The sequence below is a fragment of the Phytobacter massiliensis JC163 genome, from assembly GCF_000321045.1.
GTDB lineage: Bacteria > Pseudomonadota > Gammaproteobacteria > Enterobacterales > Enterobacteriaceae > Phytobacter_A > Phytobacter_A massiliensis.
On sequence record NZ_HE578946.1, the window covers coordinates 313,092 to 337,636 of the forward strand.

Below are 24,545 nucleotides of genomic sequence, written 5' to 3' on the forward strand. Positions count from 1 at the left end.
TATACTGACCGCCGGTTTAGTTAACAGCAAGGACTCTATGGAACGCTTTCTGGAAAACGCAATGTACGCCTCGCGCTGGTTGCTTGCCCCGGTTTACTTTGGGTTGTCGCTTGCGCTGCTGGCGCTGACGGTCAAATTTTTTCAGGAGATTTTTCACGTTCTGCCCAACATTTTCACCATGGCCGAAGCAGACCTTATTCTGACGCTTCTGTCGCTGGTCGATATGACGCTGGTCGGCGGCCTGCTGGTAATGGTGATGTTCTCCGGCTATGAAAACTTTGTTTCACAGCTGGATATTGCCGCCCATAAAGAGAAGCTGAGCTGGCTGGGGAAAATGGACGCCACCTCGCTGAAAAACAAAGTGGCCGCGTCCATTGTGGCTATCTCATCCATCCATTTGCTGCGGGTCTTTATGGACGCGAAGAACGTCCCCGATAATAAGCTGATGTGGTACGTGATTATCCACCTGACGTTTGTGCTGTCCGCTTTTGTGATGGGTTATCTTGACCGCCTGACGCGCGGCAAGCATTGATTTATTAAGCTTTGCTGCGCTGCTTACCCGGGCTACGCCCAACAAGTAGCCCGGATAAGGCGTAGCCGCATCCGGGAATACCGGATGCGCCGTTGTGTTACTTATCTGATGAAGCCTGCCAGAGGTTCAGTTCGCCGTCTGCCACATGTTTATCAATCTGCGCCAGCTCATCCGCGCTGAAAGAGAGGTTGGCTAACGCCTTCACATTTTCCTCTAACTGTTCAGGACGGCTTGCGCCGATCAGCACGGAGGTGACGCGTGAATCTTTCAGCAGCCAGCTCAACGCCATCTGGGCCATTGACTGGCCGCGGGCGGTCGCCATCTCATTGAGCAGCCGCAGGCTATTGAGGTTGGCCTCGGTCAGCATATTTTCAGTCAGTCCGCGCGCTTTTTTGCCTTCCGTCTCCATACGCGACCCTTGCGGAATACCGTTGAGGTATTTACCGGTCAGCAGACCCTGAGCCAGCGGGGTAAAGGCGATACAGCCAACGCCGTTCGCTTCCAGCGTATCCAGCAGGCCGGTTTTATCCACCCAGCGGTTGAGCAGATTATAGGACGGCTGGTGGATCAGTAGCGGAACCTTCCATTCACGCAGCAGATCGGCCATCGCCTGGCTGCGCTCGGTGGAGTAGGAGGAGATGCCGACGTACAGCGCTTTACCGCTCTGCACCGCCTGCGCCAGCGCCGCCGCCGTCTCTTCCATCGGGGTGTTTTCATCTACCCGGTGGGAATAGAAAATGTCGACATAGTCCAGCCCCATACGCTTAAGGCTCTGATCCAGACTGGCGAGCAGATATTTACGCGAGCCGCCGGAGCCATAAGGACCGGGCCACATGTCATAACCTGCTTTGGTGGAGATGATCAGTTCATCACGATAGGCGGCAAAATCTTCCCGCAGCAGGCGGCCAAAATTTTCCTCGGCGCTGCCCGGCGGCGGCCCGTAGTTGTTAGCGAGGTCAAAATGGGTAATGCCTAAATCAAAAGCGGTACGCAGCAGCGCGCGCTGTGAATCAAGCGCGTGGCCGTGGCCGAAGCTGTGCCACAGCCCCAGCGACAGTGCAGGCAAGCGCAGGCCGCTTTTACCGCAGTAACGATACTGCATGTGCTCATAACGAGCAGGACTGGCGAACCAGGGCATGATGTCTCCTTTCTTATCAATGTAAGTTTGAAACGCTGTTTCTATTTTAACGCGTCAGCAGCGTCCAACAAGCCACAGATGCCGGACTTGCGTACCGCTTCGCAAAGTCAGGTTAAAATTCGTCAGCGTTAAAGGGTGGATGGTTTATAAGCGTTATTATTTCAATTGTGGGTTTGCTGTTTCAGCGCATGGCCTTACATAGGGCTTAAATATTGCCCGTGATGCGCAACTTTTCTGAGAAAATTCTGATGTAGCGGCGCTTAACCCATTAAATATTCTGTAGGATGACACAGCGCGCGCCTATTTCCCCGCTTTCAATGAATATTAAGAGAATGCACGCCATCTCAATTATCAGGATGTGATAAATGTCACTTTGTTTAGCTGTGCACTGGCCCACAAACCGCGTGCTATCTGGCTTTGTGAGGTGAGATGGGACATGGAAAGCTTGCCTGACCTGTCACAATTAGCCACACTAAACTTAACTTTTAGCAGGGTTAAAGTCTATTTTTAAAATACCCTTTAATATATTTTTGAATTTCTTTATGTAGCTTTTTAAATATGTTTAAATTACATTTGTTATATCGCTTTTATTTGAATGATGCTTAATTTAAGTTCTCTTTGGTAATTTTTATTTAAGATTATTCTGCTTGTTTTTATAAATTAAAGTGGTTTCGCGTAAGGGCTGCTTTTAAAAAAATTAAAAGGCTGGTTATTAAGCTGTAGTTAACCCATTCTATGACGAGGGTTTAAAATTAAATCTATATAAATCATTGTGTTATGGGTGATTTGATGAGTAATTATCTGTCTGGTAATAATCATCTTTTGTACCGTTTGAAGGTCGGCCTCTTTTTTACCGGGACGCCGGGCTTACTATAAAAAGGGTTTTTTACGCCGTCTTGAGAAAAACAAAATTTTTACTTTAAAGCATACAAGTTTTCTAAATCCTGCCGATAACGAGGGTAAGTCTCACCTTCTGGTGAGCCTCTACCTTCACAGTAAGGAAATAATTATGCGTATGCTTCAAAACTTTACTATTCGAATCGTCCTGCTGGTGATCCTGGGCATTTTTGGCCTGCTGTGGTCCGGCGTCGGTTTGTTTAGTGTTTACTCTCTGTCAAAAGTGGCCGATGGCAATGAGGTTGACCGCCAACTGGTGACACAGATGACATTACTTAGCCAGGGCAACGATCAGTACTTTCGCTTTGTAACACGCCTGGGGCGTGCGATGGAAACCAAAGCCGCAGGCGGCTCGGTGGATTTCGCGCCGGTCCAGCAGGCGCTGGATAACATGGCGAAAAAACTTAACGCTTTCAAAGCGGCCTCACCGGGACCGCTTGATCCTGCTATCTCCGGGCAGATCATCAGTAGCTGGCAGGCGCTGTTGGATCAGGGCGTGACGCCGCAAATGCAGGCGGCTACGCAGGGGTCTGCAGAAGCCTATCGCCAGCAGGCCAATAACGTAACGCCTGGGCTGAGCCGGGCATTCGGCACCGCGACGGAGCAATTCAACAACGCTGCCAACGATATGCTTGATCACACCCGCGTTATGGTAGACAGCCAGACCAGCGTTACCCGGGCGATTATCATTGTGGCGATGGTGCTTGGCCTGCTGATTTTGCTCTTTACCGACCGCTATCTGGTCGCCATGCTGGTAAAACCGCTGGCCGCTATTCGTGAGCATTTCCGTAAAATCGCGCAGGGGGATTTGAGCCAGCCGATTGATGATTTTGGCCGTAACTGCGTCGGGCAGGTCGTGCCGTTACTGCGCGCCATGCAGGACAGCCTGCGCGAAGCCGTAAGCTCGATTCGCAACGGCAGCGAAAATATCTGGCGCGGAGCGAGCGAAATATCCAGCGGTAATAACGATCTCTCTTCCCGTACCGAAGAACAGGCGGCGGCGCTTGAGCAAACCGCGGCCAGTATGGAGCAGTTAACGGCCACGGTGAAACATAACGCCGATAACGCAAGCCAGGCGAGCGAGCTGGCGGATGTGGCCTCGTCCACCGCCAGTAAAGGCGGGGCGCTGGTCGAAGAGGTGATTAGCACCATGGCCGGTATCTCTGAAAGCTCGAAGAAAATTGCCGAGATAACCACGGTCATCAATAGCATCGCTTTCCAGACCAATATCCTCGCGCTCAACGCGGCGGTTGAAGCGGCACGCGCGGGTGAACAGGGGCGTGGCTTTGCGGTAGTGGCAGGCGAGGTGCGTAACCTTGCCAGCCGCAGCGCCGGAGCGGCAAAAGAGATCGAAACGCTGATTGCTGATTCGGTAACCCGGGTGGAGAAAGGCGCACGGCTGGTCAACGATACCGGTACCACGATGGAAGGTATTCTGCGCGCGGTAACCGAAGTGACCACCATCATGAAGCAGATCGCGTCCGCGTCCGCCGAGCAGAGCAAAGGTATTTCGCAGGTGGGCGTGGCTATTACGCAGATGGACAATGTTACCCAGCAGAACGCCTCGCTGGTGGAAGAGGTTTCCGCCGCGGCCGCCGCGCTGGAGCGCCAGACCGAAGAGCTACAGCGTTCGGTTCAGCAGTTCCGCCTGACAAATGACGATCGGCCGCAGCTCGTGACGCCTGCGCCGCTGAAATCGCCAACGCTGCGCACCCCTGCCAAAAAAGCGGTTGCCGCAACGGATGAGTGGGTTTCATTCTGATAAACACAGCCGCCAAAAGCCACGCCTGAGACGTGGCTTGAGGTCGTTGACAAACCCGGGAGTGGCGAAAGAGCAGCACAATCACGGTAGCCCGGATAAGGCGTTTCGCCGCATCCGGGAGTCCCGGGTGCGCTGTGCTTACCCGGGCTACGCCGTTCCATAAATTCCTGTTGGCTTTATGGCTGGCCGGTGGGGATTCTGGCATCGGTGATCAGCTGCGTCACCTGCGCCAGACTGCCGATTTTCGCCTCGCTCGCCCGGTAGAATTTGCTTTTATCTATCAGCAACAGCGACTGGTGCGCCCGGCGTAACAGATGCGCTTTCCAGCTCGCGTTATAGGGGGTGGAGTCCCACATCTCACCGTTTGCATCCACGCCTTCGCAGGAAAAAATAAACAGATCGATCTCCAGCGGCTTGAGCTGGGCGGCCAGCGCGGGGTTAACATAGCAGCGGTTTTTGCGCTCCAGCCGCCCGCCGGAGCAGATAAGAGTGATATGCTGGCGACGCGCCATCTCCTGGCAGACCGGTAAGCTGTTGGTAAATACGGTAAGCGGAATATCCGGCAGCTGGCGGGCCAGGTGAAAACAGGTGGAGCTGGCATCCAGCGCCAGGGTCATGCCTTTCTCAATCCAGTTGAGGGCGTGGCGGGCGATATCGGCTTTATCGGCATAATGGCTTTTGCGCCGCGCATAAAATGGCTCGCCGCCATCCTGCTGGGTATGCAACAACCGCGCCCGGCCATGGCGGCGGACGATTTTGCCCTGCGTCTGCAGCGCTTTGAGATCGCGCCTGATAGTCTCTTTGCTGACGCCCAGTTCGCTGGCCAGCGCTTCTGTAGTCAGGGTGTCATGGCGCGTAAGTAACTGCAAAAGCGAGTGCTGACGCGTGGTTTTCATAGGGGCTCCGGCTGGCATGATGGCAGCGAAACTCGCCTGACGTTTTGCAAGGAAACGCGGCGACACATAATCCGCATTCTGACCGCTTATTGCAGGGGAAGTAAATACGGCGTGGTAAAAACGAAGCCGGGGATAACCCGGGCGCGGCGGCCCGGGTGAAAATCAGCCGTTGCGTTTATCTTCGGTGTTGTTGTCGAAGTCGCTGGCGTCATGGCGCTCATGCAGTTGCTCATTGAGCGGCCCATTGGTGCGGTTCACCATCCGGCCACGCTTAACGCCCGGACGCTCTGCCACTTCGCGCGCCCAGCGCAGTACGTTTTTGTATTCGCCCGCTTCGAGGAACTCCGCCGCGTCATAGACATTACCCAGCACCACGTTGCCATACCAGGGCCAGATGGCCATATCAGCAATCGTGTATTCGTCTCCCGCAACAAAACGGTGTTTCGCCAGTTGCTTATCGAGCACGTCCAGCTGGCGTTTAGCCTCCATCGTAAAGCGGTTGATGGCGTATTCGATTTTTACCGGCGCATAGTGGTAAAAATGGCCAAAACCGCCGCCCAGGAAGGGAGCCGAACCCTGCAGCCAGAAAAGCCAGTTTAACGTTTCGGTACGTGCGGCCAGATCTTTTGGCAGAAAATGACCAAATTTTTCTGCCAGATAGACGAGGATCGATCCAGATTCAAACACCCGGAGCGGCGGCGTTACGGAGTGGTCGCGCAGCGCGGGGATTTTAGAGTTGGGGTTAACCTCAACAAAACCGCTGGAGAACTGGTCGCCTTCGCCGATACGAATAAGCCAGGCGTCATATTCCGCTTCCTGAACTCCTTTCGCCAGTAGCTCTTCCAGCATAATGGTGACTTTCTGGCCGTTCGGCGTCCCCAGCGAGTAAAGCTGTAGCGGATGCTTGCCGACCGGCAGCGCTTTTTCATGGGTCGGGCCAGAGACCGGGCGGTTGATATTGGCAAACGCGCCGCCGCCGGATTGATTCCACGTCCAGACTTTTGGGGGCTGATAGCTGTTTTCTGACATGTTGACCTGCCTTTTCTTTACGGTGTTGATGCAGTTTAGCAGCAGGCAGGGAGGAGGGCGCGGCGCAAAAAACGTTAAGCCACATAAAGATAAAACGCCGCCAGAGCGGCGGCGTAAGGCGGGTGTTTATTTGAACCGGTTGGCGATATCTTTGGCGACCGCCGCATAGGTTTTCTGTTTTAGCTGCGCAAGCTGCTGCTCGGTGGCAGGGGTTTGCCCGTTCAGCGCGGGCAGCAGGCTGTATTCATAATTCACCGGCGACCAGACGGCCCATTCGCCCGTGGCTACATCGGTTACCGCAACGCGTACCAGATAACGCAGCGTCGTGGCATCGGCAAGGGAGCCGTTTCGGTAATCAGACCAGACTGTGGTTTTTGTCACGGGATCGTACTTTCCGCTTTGTAACGTATCCCAGTAAACGATTATCGCCTTCTGTCGGCCTTTGGCGGCAATGTAACGCAGCGCCTGCATATAATTCATATTTTCGCTGCCGCTCTCAGCGCCGGATTTATTGCATGAGGCGCTTTTCGGCCTGTCCGGTATGCCTGCGAAGGTGGCGATTTGGTAGTACTTGCTCATCTCCTGCTGCATTTGCGTTTCCGGGGCCTTGCTGCCCGACTGCACAAGTATGACCTGTGAATGCAGGGGTACGGAGAATGGTTCCCCCGCAAGCGCGTCCTGAATATCCTCTTCCGATATCGCCAGCGTAGCTTCATTACCAAACACATCTTTATCGGTGAGCTGGGTTACCACATTTTTGCTGGTTGCGCTGTTAGCGCGTGGCGCGCCTGTTTTGCGGGCGTCGATGGAGGATTTAGAACAGCCAGCTAACAGCAGCAGGCTGGTGCATAAAATTAAGCAGACTTTTGAATTCATGAAAATGGCCTTGTATCGATCCCTGATATTTGCCGGGGAGGAGGAGTGAGATGCAATTATATACAGCGCAAACCGGGCAGGAAAATAAAAGTTATATTTATTAATGGGATGTATGCTTTAGAGGAATGTATTAGTTATTTCTATTTAAGCTATTTTTCATGACGTCGCGTAATTGCGCCATCAGCCAGTTAAGGGCCGGGTCCTGCGCCCGTCGTTTATGGCGCAATAAACATAACGTGAAGGGCGAATATTCCAGCGGTGGAGCACTTGCGCGTAAATCAAAGTCCTGCTGCCAACGGCTGGCCAGCCCTTCCGGGACCGTCGCAAACACTGGCATCGCCCTGAGCACAGGCGGAAAAGAGGAAAAATGAGGAGAAACGTAGCGAATACGCCGTTGTAACCCTTGCGCCATAAGGTCGTTATCCAGTTCACTGCGGTTTGCTTCGCGGTAAGAGACCAGCAGATGTTCATGTGCGACAAAATCCTCAACGGACAAAGGGCTGCTAAGCGCAATTTGCTGCGGCGACCAGAGCGTGCGCAGGCCCATAGAGAGAATCGCTTCACTCTGCGTCTCGCTCGTGCTCTGTTTATTCAGCGAGATGGCAATATCAACGCTCTCCTCTGCCAGCATCTGGCGAACCCGAAAAGGATCCGAGGCGACAATATGTAGCTGTATCCCCGGCGCCTCTTTTGCGACGGCAGGGAGCAGGGCGGGCATCAACCAGTGTTCTACCCAGTCGCTCATTCCCAGCCGAAAAGTATGGGTTGCGGTGGGAGGATGAAATTCCAGGTTGCCAAAAATTACCGTATGTAAGTTTGCCATTAGCGGCTGCATATTGGCCATTAACGCTTCAGCCCGGGAGGTGGGCAACATCCCCTGCGCGCTGCGGATAAACAGCGGGTCGTTAAAAATCTCACGTAGCCTTTTCAGCGCGCCGCTAATTGCAGGCTGCCCTAAATGCAGCGCCTGAGCGGTGCGGGTGACGCTGCCTTCCCGATATAGCACCAGGAATACAGTCATAAGATTCAAATCTATGCGGCTAAAATCATTTTCGATGATTTTCTTCATCATAATATTCGATTTGCATGTTGTTGCTGCCAGCAGAATACTGAATATTGCTCTGATAAAGCAACCCTGCGCCAGCGATAATCTGTGCTGGCGCGTTATAGCAGGAGAGAATTATGCATAATCAACATCTCACTTTTAATGTGGGTGAATGCACCGTTGTCAAAGTAATGGAACGTGAATTGCAAATTCCCGCCGGTAATCTTTTCTCCGGTTTTATTCATTCAGGCGATCCACTCCATGGTCAACCTGTTCCTCTGTCAATACACAGCTGGTTAATCCACACCCCGGACGATGTTATTGTTATTGATACCGGGACAGGGAACGGTCGCGATCGGGGCAATAATCCCTTGTATGATCATATTTCTTCACCCTACCAGGATAATTTTCTGGCGACAGGAGTAAAGCCCGAGGAGGTGACGCTGGTATTATTGACTCATCTGCATACCGATCACGTTGGCTGGAATACCGTTGAGGATAACAACCGCTGGGTTCCGATGTTTCCTAACGCCCGCTATATTTGTTCGGCAAAAGAGCTGGAGCGGGTAAAGCATATGGAGCGCTATCGGAATTTATGGCTCGACAGTTTATTACCGATCATCGAGGCAGGATTGCTGGAAACGATAGACGTAGCCGCGGAGCCCGTTTTTGGTAACACCATAAAATATATTCCTACGCCTGGGCACAGCCCCGACCACGCCTCGTTGATAATCTCCTCAGGGGGCGAGTACGGTTTATTTACCGGGGATCTTATGCATTCCCCCCTGCAACTTGCCCACCCGGAGTGGAATTCCGTTTTTTGTCACGATCATCAGCAGGCGGAAAGCTCCCGGCGGAAGGCTATAACCTGGTGCCAGCAGAATAATGCCCTGTGGTTCAGCGCCCATTTCGCCGGGGAGTCCTGCGCCCGCCTCACTCAGGATAAGACGGGCCAGCTGCGGTGGCTTGCGGCATAATGGCTCAGAGTATTAATAAAGCACACAAAACCGCCAGCCTGTTATCTAAGGAAGCGTAAAGGTGACCGTTGCCGCCGCGCTCCATGGGCCTGATGAGGTCTGATTTAACGCTTTCCACTGCGCCGTCAACGACTGTGGCGTCTGCACTCGATGGGTATAAGTTGCTCCTGAACAGACATTGGTGTTGGTATTGTTGCGCATTATTCGAAAATCGATTTGCCCTGTTGTCGCGCAGGTCCAGGATTCAAGAACGTTAAAGTTTTCTGTTGCGCCAAAACTGCGGGTGATATTGCCCTGCCCGGTTACGGTAAGCGGTTGTTCCATATAGGTTGTGCGCCAGGAAGAGATAGTACCGGTGTTAAATACCGTACTGGGGAGAATTTCTATCGCGGCAATATTACGGATATTAACGGCGATAGTATTGGTGATAGGGAGCGCTGGCGAGTAACTAATCGTTGGGGCATAAGCGGGTTTACTGGTCTCAGGCACCATCGCAAAAGAGTAGGTAATTGTCCCCCCATTGTCCATCACGACCGTGACGCCTTGCGATACGCTGCAATAAAGATAGGTATAAGGCGGCGTTTTGGCAGATAGTGTTGCCTGTAGATTTATATCGTAACCTGACCAGCCGAGACTTGTTGATCGAGTCGTGCTTGGATAGGTAATAGAGGTCGTATTGACGTCTGTATTACCAGTCTTGTTCAACTGAAAAGAGTTTGTACCAGGACCAAAATTAAGCCCAACAAAATCGCCAAGACTCGTTAAATAACTTATATTGCTATGTAAACTAAAAAAGGATTTACAAGAGGCGCTTTTTCCCATGTAGATTGCGTCTTCATCTGAAAAGGTGAAACATCCGTTTATGGTAAGAGATGTACCGCTGGCGGTTGCAGTACAGACCCCGCTGGCATTAATACCGGTGGCGGCCCTTGTAGCTCCAGTGGCATTTTCCATGGTGTATGTACGCGATCCCCAGTACAACGAGCCTCCTTGTTCGGCATACGTAGTGCTGGTGGCCCTGCGAACCTTTTCACCATTCGCGATTACCGATGCGCTGGCCGCAACGGTCTTTGGCGTCAGCGTGACGGTTATCGTATCGGTAGTATAAGCGCCGGTTACCGGATCAAACGATCCGCTATTGGCCTCAGGGGTGACCATCAGCGTCGCTGCAATGGCAACGAACATAAAAACAAACCACTTCATTCTATTCTTCCTCGTAAGGCGTGCTATTTACTTCGCCCAAGGGCGCAGAATTATTGACAGACACTCGTCGCGCTCCAGAGACCGGATGCGCCAGCGGGTTTACGGGCGATATAATCAGCCTGACAGGTTGTTTCCTGCCCCTGACCGTTGCCCCACTGTACAAGCAGAGTTCCTTTTTGCGGTAAACCGCTCAGGAATACCTCTCCACCGTCACCGACAATAGAGGTGTTTCCCTCTGTTTTAAGCAGCGATACCACCGCCCCAAAGGGGACCGGTTTACCGCCGGGCAGCGTTAACGTCATCAGGACGCGGTGGCCAATGGCGGTTTTATACTCCGCTCTGACGAGTGCCCCGCGGGTAGGAACGACCTTACTGGTCATATAGGTGATATCGGTATCGTCCCGCAGGGTCTTGCTATTCAGGCTGATATCGTTGCGGCGGTACGGGGTCAGGTAAGGAACAACCGCATAGCCGCGGCTGTCCGTAGTGATACCGCTATAGTTATTGATACCGACGCCTGCGGCATCCGGTGCCTTAACTAAGCCAATGGTTTCACCTAAGGGTTGTGACAGGGTGATACCATTTTCATGAACGACGAGCCCGCCGGCGATGCCGTACCCCAATTGCCGGGTGTCACGGCTGTGGCTATAAGAACCATTTACCGTTCCATAACTTGTCTGCCAGCTGGCATTTGCTCCTACCAGTTGTTCGTTATGGCTGGAGTGGGTGGCGTTGATGCCCCAGTCAAGACTGCCATCATCAAATGCCGAGCCGTTGAGTCTCAGGTTATGGCTGGTCCCGTTTCCACTTGTCCGGGTTGTGCCATAGGAGGCGTAAGTCTGGGGCAGGAACTTATCCAGCGGCACATTAATTTCAAAAGAGACCACATTATCCTGATCGGCATGGCCATACAGGCCGGTGTTGCGGTTCCAGGAGTAGTTCAGGCTGATGCCAACGGCGTTGAAGTTTTTGTAGTACCCCAGGTTCGCCGACAGGCTGTTACGTCTGTTATGCCAGTAATCCTCACTGATCAGGGAAGCATTAAACGCGCCAAAAATAGGGCCAAGGTCCTGATTCACCGACAGCTCAGCCCGGTTACGACGGCGGTCAGTAATATAAGAGGGAAGGTTACTGTCGCTTCTGTAGGTGCCGAGCGTCTCCTCCAGCGAGCGAAATCCTGAGGTTGAATAGCGATAACCGGCGATGGTGAAGTTTGTTCCCGTTTGCAGAAAATTTTTGCTATAGCGCACCCGGAGCGACTGACCCTGCTGCCTGCCCGTATCCGTCGGCGTTGACACAGAGTGGATGACATCGGCTGAAAAAGCGCCCCATGCACCGATGTTCTTGCCCACGCCCAGAGCGTAAGACTGGTATTTGCTGCCTGCGTTTTGCACCCCGCCGTACAGCGTAAAACCTAACGGGAGACCATAAATACCGGTTCCCTGCACAAACAGATTCTTTTCCGTTTGCGGATCGTAGGCGCGAAACTGGCCACCCGTGACGCTATAACGAAACTTCCCTTCACGCTGCAGCACAGGCAAAGAGGCGTAGGGGATAATCAAATGTTGTTCGCTGCCATCCGCTTCTTTAATCGTGACGTCAAGATCGCCCGCTCCGCCGGTAGAGGCGAGATCCGTTATTTCAAATGCTCCCGGCGCCACTTTGGTTTCATAAACCACGTATCCGTTCTGGCGTATGGTGACCAGGGCGTTACTGCGGGCAATCCCCCGCACCACCGGCGCATAGTTGCGTACGCTGGAAGGCAGCATGTCATCATCCGAGGCCAGCTGAACGCCGCGAAATGGCACGCTATCAAAGACATCAGACGGGGCCGAGCTATCACCTAAAGTGAGCTGGCTTCGCAAAGCGATAATATTGCGCTGGAGATAGCTATAAACGGTATCCCACTCGCCGCCGCTTTGACTGTTGTGCTCATAAGTGGTGTAGTTCCGCAGACGCCACGGCCCGATGTTTATTCCCGGCCGCAGGTTGAGGTACGTACTTTTATAGGTATCCGCACCGTTATACTGGCTCTGATAACTGTTCATGCTGTAATTGAGTAACGCGGCAGGAATGCCCTCATCCCAAAGCTTGACGGGCACCTCATCCTGACTGCGTGCCTTTAATGCCGCATGAGGAATGCTCAGGTTTAGCCGCTGGCGGTTAAACTGAAAATCAGTAAACGCGTCTGGAATAGCGTCCAGCTTAATGCATTCACTATCGCTAACTTTAAGCTCTGGAAACGGGGCGGTATTAATCCCCCACTCGTTGAGTTCCGCCAGGGTGACGCAGGGCTCCAGCTTGCCATCCGCATTTTTCGAGAACATCACGTCACGGGCCTCGGCGGTCACCATCTCATTATTCACTGAGATATCGACGCGGTATTTTCCCGCAGGCTGACCATTGGCGACTTCAAACACCGAGAGGTCGGTTGTACGCGCTGAAACACCATCCCGAACCTCAAGCAAGGCAGGGTTAAAGTATTCATCCGCAAAAGATTTATCAGGAACATTCAGAAGCGTAGTGATAATCAAAAGGGATGTATATTTCGCTGTAAAATTTATCTGTCGCAAAATTCCATACCTGTTATGCAAAAACAGCAGTGAGAATTAATATGTGGCGTGAAACTCTTTGCCACTCGTTCCGTAGTCATTAATTATTTTCCAGTCAACGGTATTGCTGGCGGCACCGGATGGAACAGTAATTAACAGCTCTGATTTAGGTGCTACGTAGGTTTGCTCGGGTAGCACAGGCTTAAACATCTGTCCGCCTACCTTGATAACACCAAAGTTCATATAAAACGGCGTTGGGTTAGTCACCTGAAGCTGGTTACCTACTCTTTTCCAGCTAAGCTGGCTGGCGCTTTCTTCCGGTACACCCTTAATGGATGCGGGGCGGTAAATGAATTTGAGCCTTTTTTTAATCGCCAGCTGTAGCGTGTTGTCGCGCATGTCCTCTTTTTTAATTGACGGGATGCTTTTAATATTTAGCCAGAATAAAGATTCACGATCTTCCGGGAGGTGTTCGCCGCTGTAAATAGCGCGTAAGGTATTATCCTGCCCTGGTTCAAGGCGAAACAAGGGCGGGGTTATGGTAAATGGAGCTTTAGTGGTGTTATTCTCCCCCCTGTCTACCCAGGATTGAATAAGTACCGGGATCCCTTTGTTTGAGTTACTCACAGTAATGGAAGCCTCTTTTTCATTACCGTTAAAAACCAGACGAGTGCCCCCGACAGAAACGGCCGCAATGCTGCTTGTGCTAAATGAAACAGAGGTTAAAAATAAAGACAAAAAAGAAACGCTTTCATGACAACTCCGGAGCAGGGGTGCTGCCGCCCCCACCGTATTACATATTTACATATAAGAGATATTTACCTGGGCCACGGCGTTAGCCACGCCCGCGCCAACAGAGGCTGAGGTACTAATATAATTAGCCGTAAAGTTGAGTTGCTGCGTAGCGGCAGATGTCAACGCAATACCAGAATCGGCGGAGTTAATATCGATATTGGTGCCATCAGCCTTTTTGATATTAATAGACACGCCGGTTGCGCCGCCGCCGGTCAGTGCCAGATCGCCTGCGGCGTCCGCAGCGCCTGAAAAGGTAACCAGCGCGGCAGTCGGGCCGCCTGATGCCGGACAACCTGTTAAGTTAATGGAAAAAGGAACCGGAAGCGTCGTCGTTCCCACGGTCGGGAATTGCGCGACACCGTATGTGCCGAGCTGAACGTTTACAGTATTGTTGGAGGTAGCAACGCTACAGGCTTCCTGAAGAATGGTTCCGCTGAAGTTAACGGTGGCATCCGCTGCCAGCGCCTGAGATGCAGACACAGATAACAGACCAAATGCAAACGCAACTGCTGATAATTTTTTCATAACATCATCCTTACTATAAGCTACCTAAACACTTCGGCAGCGTATTGTTTTAAAATTTAACAGAGCCACTGAATACCAATGCCCTGGAGCCACAACATAATCATTGTGCTATTAAGATGCATCTGAAAGCGTCTTATTAAGGAGGTAGGGTGTTGTAGCAGGGGGCATAGAAATAAATTTTATCCTGGTGAGAATAATTCCGGCTTTAGTTTTTGTTATCTCTGGTAATGCGATAGCCTTTTGCCGAAAAGTTGAAGAAAATCCGTCGTTAATGATTTATCCTGGTGCCGGTCTCTGTTATTTATGCCGTCAGCGGCTTTTATTTGTGGTAATAATATTGTTTTTGATGTTAAATTTTTGTATATATTTGGCGGGCTGAATTTAAACTCTATTTAACATTGATAGCATGGGTCCTGTTAGCAAAAAAAGTGATTTATTTTTATCAGTTCAATAGTGATTTTGTGAAAAAACTTTATGTCCCCTAAAATCAATAGGTTGCGCCATACTTTTCGGCGCTATTCTCTGCGGTCAAATCTAATTAAGGCCTTTTAAGGTTATTTAAGATGTCTTAATGAAAAATGTCGTAACAGTTTTTAATGGTTGGTGAGATAATCATGCTGAAAACAAACGATATTTCCCTGGCTACACGCCAATGAGTGATTCACGTACTTTTGAGTATGGTCTTAGACGCATTGTGGGCGGGGCTAATATAATGAGGCTGCAAAAGGCAGGATGTACCTATGGGCTTTCTAATCCTGACTCAAGGCTGTCGCTTGCCACAGTAACCTGCGTAAGCCAATGCCAGGCAGTTTAATTGCAAAACAGGTTACAATATTATTAGCCATGAAGGTATTCGAAATTGTGCAACCGCCGTAATGGAAGAGGCTCATAAGGGAATATTTGCGAGCTACTGTACTATGAAATTTAGTAAGGCTATTGAAAAGCAAATAAAGAGGGCTTTTGATAAACCGGGTGAAAGGCTTAAACCTGTCCAGGTAATGGCATTCCTTGATGATAACCTTATGAGAAAGAGGGGTAATAGATTGTTTTAAAAATTGTTTAAACGCTTTCTATTGTGCCGTACTGATTGGCTTGCAGGGTATCGCCAGCATCAGGCGGAAAGCTGTGAGGAGAGGCTTAACCATGTCATATAGGTTGAATCTGACGAAAATTAAAAAATGAATGTTCCCTGTGTTTTTTCCAGCATATGATTAGCTATAATACATACTACTCAAGGCTGCACTGATTATCTCTTTTTCCCATAAACCTCTTGCAACGTATCAGCTGTGAGCAGCATATGTATTGGATCATAAACAAAAATATTGAATTTTGGCCCGAGAGCAAAAGATTAACCTCTGTGAATAATCCTGCTCTGGGCGTTACGCTGACTGCCCCGGCCAGCCACTGCCTTACGCTTTTACTGGAAGCCGCACCGGATCTGGTAAGCCAGCAGGTGTTCTTTAAAAAGGTCTGGGAAGATGAGGGCATTCTGGTTCCCGCAAACACGCTGTATCAAAACATCTCCATTATCAGACGCGGTTTACGCGATGTCGGCGAAACTGATGAGACGTTGGTGGTGACGGTGCCACGGAAAGGTTTTCATATTAATGCCAGCGTGGATGTCGAAAAATGCCAGAAGCAGGCCTTAAACGCGGGCCATACTCTCGATCCCGAAGTGCCCGCGCAGGACGTTGAGCCTGACTTTACTGCCAGCGCAGACTCGGTAAATGTTATACCGACCACAGATAAAAAAACTTACCTGACGAGGGTTTCTACTTTTATCGTAATGGCACTGGCTTTGCTGGCCGGCTTTCAGCTGACTCATTACATCTGGCACTTCCATAATGAGACGCCTTTTTTTAGTGACTACGCCCTGGTAGCACAGGAAAATGGTTGCAACTTTTATATCAAAGATGAAAATCACACCAGTGATGATAGATTTAATCGTTATAAATCTCTGGTTATCAATTCAGGACTTAATTGTAAGCGATACCCCTATGTCTATTTTTCACTGCCACAAATCTCACCAACGTTTATAGCTTTTATTTGTCGCAAAAGCTATATGGTCAAGGATTCCGCAGGGTGCGTGACTCTGTCTTTTCGTGGGCTTACACATGAATAGAGTGAAGTTTGTTTTTTCTTCTTTGTTACCGGTGTTGTCTTAAGCCTCGTTTATAACTTTTTAAGTGACAGAGCGCATCGTAAAGACGAATGCACAGCATCCCTTTTCGTTTTCAACAAGAACATACAGACACATTTGACGCTGAATTTTATGTATGAACTTGATGAACAAAAAGGTATTGTTGCTGTTAGCGGCAGCTATCTTGATGGCGGGAAAGTAAAAGGCAATATCAGAAGAGATGTTATTTACGATTTCGATAAGAATTATAACGCTTACCAGTTCCATTCTTTAGAAATCAACAAGTATGGTAACATTGACTCTGTAAGTGATGATTTTTTGGCCAGCATGCTGCCGGACTTTTACGTCTATCCAAATGAAAAGATTAGCTATATCATCTCAAAGCAAAATCAGCATAGCTTTTTGATAAAAATTGGCTCAAGGCCACTACTATATTGTGCTAACTAAAAAGTGATGATGGGGTCTGGCGCTTCATCATCCACTTCTATATTACGCAATCATCTATCAAATGTTCCTTAATGATTAGTAGATCGGTTAATCTTCTCGCGCCAATCTTGCGGCAGGCTTTGTGCCTGTAATTACAGACAAGCTTGCTGGACATAGACAGCGCGTGAGCGATGACGTGAGCATTTTTCCCTTCAAGAGATTTATTAATAATTATCCTCTCTATTCTATTTAACGGACGGTTTTTTGTAGGTTTGAATTTTATCTGATTGCTCAGCCGAAGAAGTGCTTCCATGATGGAGTCAGGCGAAACTCTGTCATTCATAACAATATCAGCATCACAGATTAATACTCCCTGGGTCGAACCAACAACCAGTAATATTTTACATTGTTGATTAAGTGAGGATATCTTCCGGGCATGAGATTTATTTTCCAAATTGAGATGCAAGATGACGATATCGTTATAACTTAACTTATCCAGTAACGCATCTCCAAACTGACAGCAAACAATCTCCCAGCCCTTATCTTTCCCGGCGCAGATGATTCCATGCTGGAAGAAGCAATTATTGCTAATAATAAAAACAGCCACGGACAACCCCTGTTTTATTGTTCTAATCCTAAAAAATCCCCTGTTTAGTTATCATATTTATATATGTGGTTAATGAAAGTTATTTACCCTTAAATACTCTTATTTATGGTTTTGCATTTTAAATAGGCAGTTAAATCAACGAGTTATTTTTTTGTTGTATGATTAAAATAAGATGTGAAGTGCCCTTCGGGAACTATAATTCCTACTTTTATAGCACCGCCAGGAAAAAATCTGAGGCCTGCGAAACGCTGCGCCAGATTTAAGAAAACGGATCTGGCGCGGGCGTTTAATAATGAGAAAGAGCAATGTCTTATTTAAATTCAATAGCGGTGATATGCCCCTTCCAGAATGGCAGGATCTTGCCTTTAGCGGCGCGGGATATTTCGAAAGCGTGAGGAATCATCATGCCCGCAACCAGACGATAGTCGCTGCGTGTGACGTGTTCTCCAGCGCCGTGGTAAGGCGTTGTTAAATCACCATCCTGTATAGCGTTGAAACTCGCAAGACTGCCATCGGCATCGAAAGTGGCAATGAGCGACTCTTCCAGCCCAAAAGCAGAAACAATAGCCTTAGCGTGGTTATCATCAATGGCCTCCCAGCGCACTGGTCCGCCGGGCAGCAGCGCAACTGGATAAAGCGGACTCTCCAGTAACCAGCGTCGCAGCGAAGTGCGGTTCAATGCTTCTGTGGAACTCTCATTCATTACGGTAAGCGTTGAGGCGACCTTTGCCCGCATCTCCATATGGCCGTCAGTATAGGCATCATAAGCCCGTGCCCATAAGCAACATCCGACCGGTGTTGTCGCGGCAAACATCATTGCCGGGGTTTGCGTTGCAATCACCTGTGTTGCGGTAGTGGGCTCAAATTCCGTGGTTAGCGGGCGTCTGAATTGCCCTTCTGCCGATATCTCCACCATTCTGTAGCGAACGTTCATGTCAGGGATCGCAAACAAGAAATAGCGCTGAACGGGGGCGGGGAGGGCATGTAGCGCATCGGGGCTGGTGAGGACGGGAGCATTTTGTCTGGCCACCTGCCGGACGGATTCGAAATGCGCGTTAATTTCGCGTTCCGTCAGCAGCGTAGAGATTCCAATCCAGGCGGCAAGAGCAATAAGAGGTATACAGAGAAAACGAATGAAACGGCGCATAAAATATCCCTATTAGCATGTATTATCAGCGATTAATTGCCAGCCTGGCTTGACTGGATGAAGGACATGATGGAGTGAATAACGCTCGCGGCGGCATGGGAGTCCGGCTTCGTCTGACCGGGCGCTCTTCCCAGTAAAAGCAATGACGCAGCCCCATGCACAGCAGACCATAAGACAAAAGCCATATGTGCGGCATCCATTCCGGGTAAATATCCTTCCTTCTGGCAGGCGGTGACGGCGGAGCGTAAAACAGTAAGACATTCCGCGCCGGGATCGGTAGCAAAGGGATCCCGGGATAAACCCTTAACGAGCGGCGGAGAAAACATCAGTCGATACAGGCCTGGTCGTTCAAACGCAAAACGTAAATAAATGAGACCACCCTCGCACAACTGATTAAGGGGATCGCGGGCATTTTTACTGGCGACGGCTAATTTTTCTCGCAGCAAAATGCGAAAGCCTTCGTTGTGCGCCGCGATTAACAGCGCCTCCTTACCTGCAAAATAGGCATACAGCGCGGGGGCTTTACATCCAACCGCCGCTGCGACATCGGCAAGCGTGATCTCATGCGCGTCCCGCTCATCAAGCAGGCGGATGGTTTCCCTGATAGCCTGACGCTGAATATCAAGCTGTTGATCTTTACGTGGACGTGACATACAGCCCCTTTTTTCGTTAAATTAATTGCATTAAATTAATGTCATTAATTTATTCTGTCAACCAGTGTTGAAGGCGCTATGGTGGCAGGGAAAGGGCCAGGAACTGGAATTGAACCTTATCAACGGTTGATCAGCGTCTGGATTATCCGTGGCGATGGACTTTTGTTCCTGGTACTGCGGCAGTGAGGTACAGTTAAATGGCATATCATGTGGCCCCATCCCGACTCCTGACGAGATGATAATTAACGCCATCAATACTCAGCAGGTTTGCTAAAAAACCTGATTACTCTTTATGTTGGTTTTATGTTGCAAACTTGCAAAGTGCCAGTAGTCATTATTAAATAACCATTATGCTATTTTTTTACGAAGCCACTCTTATTCTCATAATGAAAGCTTATTACATATAAGATAGCATTATAGATATAAGAATATATCAATTAAAAATCAATAGCTTAATCTAAGCGATCCCTATCTTAAACTCTACTGTTTTTTATTTAATGCAATATAAAATCATTTAAAATGACAATCAATACCATTCGATAAAATAATGTCTTTAGCAGATGGTGGAGCCATTTTTCTTGCACTGTTTTGCATTACACCTTCAGTAAATACCGATATCTCCTGTCTCACGGTGCGGATATTCCATCATCGTGTTGTTGTAAGGATATAGGGTGTTTATTAATTCAGGGGAACTATTAAGAGAGTAAATTATGAATAAATATATCGCATTGCTTACCATTCCGTTAGGTATGTTACTGAACAGTGCAATCGCTGCTGAGAAAATTCCGGAGATGGCGGCAAAGCGTTGTGCGCCTGAGCCTGTCGTTTTTTACGGTCAGTCGCAAGATAACAGCAAAGAAGTACTGGTCTGTAAGCGGGCTACGGGGGTGTCTTATTATGCAGGAAAAATAAACCACTCTGCTGTAATGAACGAGGCAAACGGACCCCGTAAATTGAAAGTGGTGTTCAATACCGGAGATATGAAAGAAGGGCTGCTGATCAACACGGGCCCTGAGGTCTATGGTATTTCGAGTCAAAGGACTGGCGACTATGTATTCATGCGAATGAAGGACGGTAAATCGAAACCAGAAGTTCTGGAAATAGGGTATCTGGACGACGCAACCGTTATTAATAATGTGCGTCAGCATTTTATGAAGTAAACAAGAAGTCGAGTTGCACACTTTAATCAGAAAATGGAGTTTTAACAATGAATTGCAAAACGCTGCTCGCCCCGCTTTTATTCTGCTCAGTGCTGGCGCTGTCAGCTTGTGACAGTAGCAATACATCAGATGAAACAGCGAAGAAAGGAACCAGCATACTGGACGGTCAGGCTACAATGGTACTGCCGGAAGGTTATGTCAGAATGCCGCAAGAGTTGCTGGAGAAAAAATATCCTGCCTCACAGCGACCAAAAGAAGCATGGTATGTGGAAAGTGAGAATGGCAAAGTCGCCATTGCCTTTAGCGTGACGAAAAATGTCATGAGCGAAGCGCAAATTCAACAGTTTGCCGGGATGATGAAAAACCAGATGAAGGCATTTTCACCGTCAATATCCGATGTGACCGTGAATGGCAAAAAAATGAGTCGCCTGGAAATCACCACCCCTGCTGCGGATGGGAAGATTTTTAACGTGATGCAGCTCTCTTCTCTGGATGGCAAGTTATTGATCTCCTCCTTCAATGTCACAGAAGATTTGAAAGATAAATATACACAGGCCGGCAAGGATGCGCTGTCGACGCTGGATTACTGATTCAGTAAGGGGTATTGAGAGAGGCTCCAGGCCGCCTGCGGCGAATAATCGAACGTAGTTCGATGGAGAGTCCGGCTCTCCAAAAGCAAAAACCCGCCTTTTGGGCGGGTCCTTTGGAATAGTGGTGCCCGGACTCGGAATCGAACCAAGGACACGGGGATTTTCAATCCCCTGCTCTACCGACTGAGCTATCCGGGCAACGGGGCGCATTAAAACCGATCCGCCTCGTCGCGTCAACGAAATTTCTTCAAATTAACGCAGACTGCACAATCTATCATCACTTTGCCGCTGATGCACGCGCTGTCAGGCGAAAAATGCCGTCCAGAGGGCGGAAAGGGGCATAGCAAGAACCAGCGCGGGCAGCATATTGGCGACGGCAAACATCTTTATGCCGCAAATGCGCAGCCCGGTCGCCAGCAGCAGCACGCCGCCCACGGCGGTGAAATCGCCCATCATGCCTGGCGTGGTGAGCGGCAGGATAAGCGTCGCGCAGGTGGCCAGGGTGAGCTGAATAATCAGCATCGGCACGGAAATCGCCGCCACGGCGAAACCGAGGGTAGTGGCGAAGATCAGCGCCGTGAAAAAGTCGAGAAAGGATTTAGCGATAAGAATGCTGGGATCGCCGGTCATCCCTTCGCGCATCGCGCCGAAAATACCGGTGCCGCTGGCGCAGAAAAGAATAATGATTGCCACCAGACTTTGAATAAAAGACTCATGGGCGTTGACCACATGGTCACCCACCCGGCGTTTTTGCACTAGCTTACGCAGGCCGTTCACCAGGCCGCTGATACCGCGCTCCACATAACACACTTCGCCAATCAACGTGCCTACCAGCGTGGCGAGCACCATCACCGGTAAATTAACGCATTTGATAATCAGTAATACGCCAATCGCCAGTGACGCGAGCCCGAAAATTGACGGCATATTGGCGCGTACACGTTCCGGCAAACGGTGGCTCATTAACGCGCCGAGCAAACCACCCAGTAAAACCGCGGCGGCGTTGATATAAGGTCCAGTTAACACACATAATCTCCAGAGAGGTAAAAAAACGGCATAGCCAGGCGAAGCGAAACGCGTAATTATGCCTTGAGAACTGACGCTGTCTAATCTTTAAGCCTTATAAAATAATTATTTATGAAAATAACGACAAATCCGCATGCAAAAGCATGCAGTTAAGGGGGCCTCTTCGTTGGTTGCGCCTGCTTATAAATAATGACATGATTGCGCAAATTTTCCTCTCACTGAACGGAGCCGCCTGGGATGAGCACATCATCATCGTTACGCCAGACGCATTGCGCCAGCGCGCGTAAGGGCGGCCTTCCTGTTTTCTCCTGTACTCTGCTCACCATGCGGTGAGGCTAACGCACGCTCGCTGCAGGACAACAGTAAAATCAGAAGCGGTCTGCTTTTACTGATGTCTGGCGGTCGGAGCTGGTTCCAGCCAGACACGTTCGTTGGGTGAAGTCATAGCTTCGCCCGGGGCCTTTTCTTCCCCTGCAACGGGTATTTGTGCTTATGAAAACAATGAAAATTGCCGTCAGCCGCGAGCTGATTTCACAGCTGTCTACTCATCGCGCACAGGTGACGCTGGACAGTACCGATTTCACGGACGTGGCGGCAGTCGTCATTACGCTTGCGGAGAGCCGCAGCGGCATTCTGGCTTTACTCAAACGGACGGGCTTCAACCTGCCGGTATTTTTATTCGCACATGAGCCTGTCGAATTGCCGGAAGGGGTGACGGCGGTTATTGACGGTAAAGAGCAGGACTGGCTGGAGCTGGAAACCGCCGCCAGTGAATATGAAGAAAATCTGCTGCCGCCCTTTTTTGACACCCTGCGCCAGTACGTGGAGATGAAAAACGACACCTTCGCCTGTCCGGGGCATCAGCACGGTGAATTTTTCAAAAAGCATCCGGCGGGGCGGCAATTTTACGATTTCTTCGGCGAGAACGTCTTTCGCGCCGACATGTGTAACGCCGACGTCAAGCTGGGCGACCTGCTGATCCATGAAGGCTCCGCCAAACACGCGCAGAAATTCGCGGCGAAGGTGTTCAACGCGGATAAAACCTACTTTGTGCTTAACGGCACCTCCGCCGCCAACAAAGTGGTCACCAACGCGTTGCTGACCCGCGGCGACCTGGTGCTGTTCGACCGCAACAACCATAAATCCAACCATCATGGCGCGCTGATACAGGCGGGGGCGACGCCGGTCTATCTTGAGGCCTCCCGCAACCCCTTCGGCTTTATTGGCGGCATTGACGACCACTGTTTCGACGAAACGTATCTGCGCGGGCTTATCCGCGAAGTTGCGCCGGAAAAGGCCGACCAGCCGCGTCCGTTCCGCCTGGCGATCATTCAGCTTGGCACTTACGACGGCACCATCTACAACGCACGTCAGGTGATCGATAAGATTGGCACCCTGTGCGATTACGTGCTGTTTGACTCGGCGTGGGTTGGCTACGAGCAGTTTATCCCGATGATGGCGGACACCTCCCCGCTGCTGTTGGAATTGAACGAAAACGATCCGGGGATTTTCGTTACCCAGTCCGTGCACAAACAGCAGGCCGGCTTCTCGCAGACCTCGCAGATCCATAAAAAAGATAACCACCTGCGCGGCCAGGCGCGCTTCTGCCCCCATAAGCGACTGAATAACGCCTTTATGCTGCACGCCTCAACCAGTCCGTTTTATCCGCTCTTCGCCGCGCTGGACGTGAACGCCAAAATCCACCAGGGTGAAAGCGGCCGCCGCCTGTGGGCGGAGTGCGTGGCGCTTGGCATCGAGGCGCGTAAAGCGATTATTGCTAACTGCAAAATGATTCAGCCCTTTGTGCCGCCGGAGATAAACGGTCGCCCCTGGCAGGATCATCCCACCGATATCATCGCCCGTGAGCGTCGCTTCTTTAGCTTTGAGCCGGGCGCCCGCTGGCATGGTTTTGCCGGCTACGCGCAGGATCAGTACTTTGTCGATCCCTGTAAGCTGCTGCTAACCACGCCCGGTATCAATGCGCAAACCGGGGAGTACACCGACTTTGGCATCCCGGCGACCATTCTTGCCAACTACCTGCGTGAAAACGGCGTCGTGCCGGAGAAATGCGACCTGAACTCCATTCTGTTTCTGCTTACACCGGCAGAGAGCGCGGAGAAAATGGCGCAGCTGGTGGCGATGCTGGCGCAGTTCGAACAGCATATTGAAGACGATACGCCGCTCGCCGACGTATTGCCGACCATCTATAACAAATACCCCGTGCGCTATCGTGACTACACCCTGCGCCAGCTCTGCCAGGAGATGCACGATCTCTACGTCAGCTTTGATGTTAAAGATCTGCAAAAGGCGATGTTCCGCAAAGAGAGCTTCCCGCCTGTGGTGATGAACCCGCAGGATGCCAACAGCGAATTTATTCGCGGCAACGTCGAGCTGGTGCGTATCAGCGAGGCGGAAGGGCGGGTGGCCGCCGAAGGGGCGCTGCCTTATCCGCCGGGCGTGCTCTGCGTGGTGCCGGGGGAAGTGTGGGGCGGCGCGGTGCAGCGCTACTTCCTGGCGCTGGAGGAGGGGGTTAACCTGCTGCCGGGCTTTTCGCCGGAACTGCAAGGGGTCT

Annotated in this window: 21 protein-coding genes and 1 tRNA gene; 8 read left to right on the plus strand and 14 right to left on the minus strand. The window is 50.5% G+C overall.

Annotated elements, in window-relative coordinates; all coding sequences use genetic code 11:
* Window positions 1–37: 37 nt before the first annotated feature.
* Window positions 38–532, plus strand: a complete 495-nt coding sequence (locus ENTHG_RS11915) for a TIGR00645 family protein (protein ID WP_044179942.1) — start codon at window positions 38–40, stop codon at window positions 530–532.
* Window positions 533–629: 97 nt separating this feature from the next.
* On the opposite strand, the gene ENTHG_RS11920 is transcribed toward ENTHG_RS11915, so the two are convergent.
* Entirely contained in the window at window positions 630–1,670 is a 1,041-nt protein-coding gene (locus tag ENTHG_RS11920) for an aldo/keto reductase (protein ID WP_044179943.1), read from the minus strand.
* Window positions 1,671–2,679: 1,009 nt separating this feature from the next.
* Here ENTHG_RS11920 and ENTHG_RS11925 point away from each other — a divergent pair.
* Entirely contained in the window at window positions 2,680–4,329 is a 1,650-nt protein-coding gene (locus ENTHG_RS11925; RefSeq protein WP_044179945.1) for a methyl-accepting chemotaxis protein, read from the plus strand.
* Window positions 4,330–4,505: 176 nt separating this feature from the next.
* Here the strand turns inward: ENTHG_RS11925 and fucR are convergent, their stop codons facing one another.
* From fucR to ENTHG_RS11945, 4 genes are all read right to left on the minus strand, one after another.
* Window positions 4,506–5,225: an L-fucose operon activator gene (gene fucR, locus ENTHG_RS11930; RefSeq protein WP_044179947.1), complete on the minus strand. Its 720-nt coding sequence runs from the start codon at window positions 5,223–5,225 to the stop codon at window positions 4,506–4,508.
* Window positions 5,226–5,387: 162 nt separating this feature from the next.
* A complete protein-coding gene (gene yghU, locus ENTHG_RS11935) occupies window positions 5,388–6,254 on the minus strand; it encodes a glutathione-dependent disulfide-bond oxidoreductase (RefSeq protein WP_044179949.1) in 867 nt (288 codons plus the stop codon).
* 126 nt (window positions 6,255–6,380) lie between these two features.
* Window positions 6,381–7,130: a lipoprotein YafT gene (locus tag ENTHG_RS11940; RefSeq protein ID WP_044179951.1), complete on the minus strand. Its 750-nt coding sequence runs from the start codon at window positions 7,128–7,130 to the stop codon at window positions 6,381–6,383.
* Between the two features lie 130 nt (window positions 7,131–7,260).
* Window positions 7,261–8,199: a LysR family transcriptional regulator gene (locus tag ENTHG_RS11945; protein ID WP_044180698.1), complete on the minus strand. Its 939-nt coding sequence runs from the start codon at window positions 8,197–8,199 to the stop codon at window positions 7,261–7,263.
* A gap of 113 nt (window positions 8,200–8,312) precedes the next feature.
* On the opposite strand from ENTHG_RS11945, the gene ENTHG_RS11950 reads away from it, so the two are divergent.
* Window positions 8,313–9,152 (plus strand): MBL fold metallo-hydrolase, encoded by an 840-nt coding sequence (locus ENTHG_RS11950; protein ID WP_044179954.1) that lies wholly within the window; start codon window positions 8,313–8,315, stop codon window positions 9,150–9,152.
* Window positions 9,153–9,197: 45 nt separating this feature from the next.
* Here ENTHG_RS11950 and ENTHG_RS25840 read toward each other — a convergent pair whose 3' ends face one another.
* From ENTHG_RS25840 to ENTHG_RS11970, 4 genes are all read right to left on the minus strand, one after another.
* A complete protein-coding gene (locus tag ENTHG_RS25840; RefSeq protein ID WP_187371647.1) occupies window positions 9,198–10,355 on the minus strand; it encodes a hypothetical protein in 1,158 nt (385 codons plus the stop codon).
* 50 nt (window positions 10,356–10,405) lie between these two features.
* Entirely contained in the window at window positions 10,406–12,928 is a 2,523-nt protein-coding gene (locus ENTHG_RS11960; protein WP_044179956.1) for a fimbria/pilus outer membrane usher protein, read from the minus strand.
* 36 nt (window positions 12,929–12,964) lie between these two features.
* A complete protein-coding gene (locus ENTHG_RS11965) occupies window positions 12,965–13,645 on the minus strand; it encodes a fimbrial biogenesis chaperone (protein WP_044179959.1) in 681 nt (226 codons plus the stop codon).
* Window positions 13,646–13,708: 63 nt separating this feature from the next.
* The gene (locus ENTHG_RS11970) at window positions 13,709–14,227 is read right to left on the minus strand and encodes a fimbrial protein (protein WP_044179961.1); all 519 of its coding nucleotides are present in this window, start codon (window positions 14,225–14,227) and stop codon (window positions 13,709–13,711) included.
* Between the two features lie 1,297 nt (window positions 14,228–15,524).
* Between ENTHG_RS11970 and ENTHG_RS11975 the strand changes: the two genes are divergently transcribed.
* Window positions 15,525–16,349, plus strand: a complete 825-nt coding sequence (locus tag ENTHG_RS11975) for a winged helix-turn-helix domain-containing protein (protein WP_044179963.1) — start codon at window positions 15,525–15,527, stop codon at window positions 16,347–16,349.
* 135 nt (window positions 16,350–16,484) lie between these two features.
* A complete protein-coding gene (locus tag ENTHG_RS11980) occupies window positions 16,485–16,814 on the plus strand; it encodes a hypothetical protein (protein ID WP_489884335.1) in 330 nt (109 codons plus the stop codon).
* A 37-nt stretch (window positions 16,815–16,851) separates the two neighbouring features.
* On the opposite strand, the gene ENTHG_RS11985 is transcribed toward ENTHG_RS11980, so the two are convergent.
* From ENTHG_RS11985 to ENTHG_RS11995, 3 genes are all read right to left on the minus strand, one after another.
* Window positions 16,852–17,400, minus strand: coding sequence for a helix-turn-helix domain-containing protein (locus tag ENTHG_RS11985; protein ID WP_044179965.1), 549 nt, complete (start codon window positions 17,398–17,400; stop codon window positions 16,852–16,854).
* A gap of 310 nt (window positions 17,401–17,710) precedes the next feature.
* Window positions 17,711–18,547: a DUF6920 family protein gene (locus ENTHG_RS11990; protein ID WP_044179967.1), complete on the minus strand. Its 837-nt coding sequence runs from the start codon at window positions 18,545–18,547 to the stop codon at window positions 17,711–17,713.
* Window positions 18,548–18,579: 32 nt separating this feature from the next.
* Window positions 18,580–19,200, minus strand: coding sequence for a TetR/AcrR family transcriptional regulator (locus ENTHG_RS11995; protein WP_044179969.1), 621 nt, complete (start codon window positions 19,198–19,200; stop codon window positions 18,580–18,582).
* A gap of 710 nt (window positions 19,201–19,910) precedes the next feature.
* On the opposite strand from ENTHG_RS11995, the gene ENTHG_RS12000 reads away from it, so the two are divergent.
* Window positions 19,911–20,360, plus strand: a complete 450-nt coding sequence (locus tag ENTHG_RS12000; protein ID WP_044179970.1) for a hypothetical protein — start codon at window positions 19,911–19,913, stop codon at window positions 20,358–20,360.
* Between the two features lie 47 nt (window positions 20,361–20,407).
* Window positions 20,408–20,950, plus strand: coding sequence for a hypothetical protein (locus ENTHG_RS12005; RefSeq protein WP_044179972.1), 543 nt, complete (start codon window positions 20,408–20,410; stop codon window positions 20,948–20,950).
* Window positions 20,951–21,072: 122 nt separating this feature from the next.
* Here ENTHG_RS12005 and ENTHG_RS12010 read toward each other — a convergent pair.
* Both ENTHG_RS12010 and ENTHG_RS12015 read right to left on the minus strand, forming a co-directional pair.
* Window positions 21,073–21,148: transfer RNA gene (locus tag ENTHG_RS12010), tRNA-Phe, on the minus strand.
* Between the two features lie 105 nt (window positions 21,149–21,253).
* Window positions 21,254–21,973 (minus strand): DUF554 domain-containing protein, encoded by a 720-nt coding sequence (locus ENTHG_RS12015; RefSeq protein ID WP_044179975.1) that lies wholly within the window; start codon window positions 21,971–21,973, stop codon window positions 21,254–21,256.
* A gap of 492 nt (window positions 21,974–22,465) precedes the next feature.
* Between ENTHG_RS12015 and ENTHG_RS12020 the strand changes: the two genes are divergently transcribed.
* A partial coding sequence (locus tag ENTHG_RS12020) for an ornithine decarboxylase (protein ID WP_044179977.1) occupies window positions 22,466–24,545 on the plus strand: 2,080 nt, incomplete at its 3' end.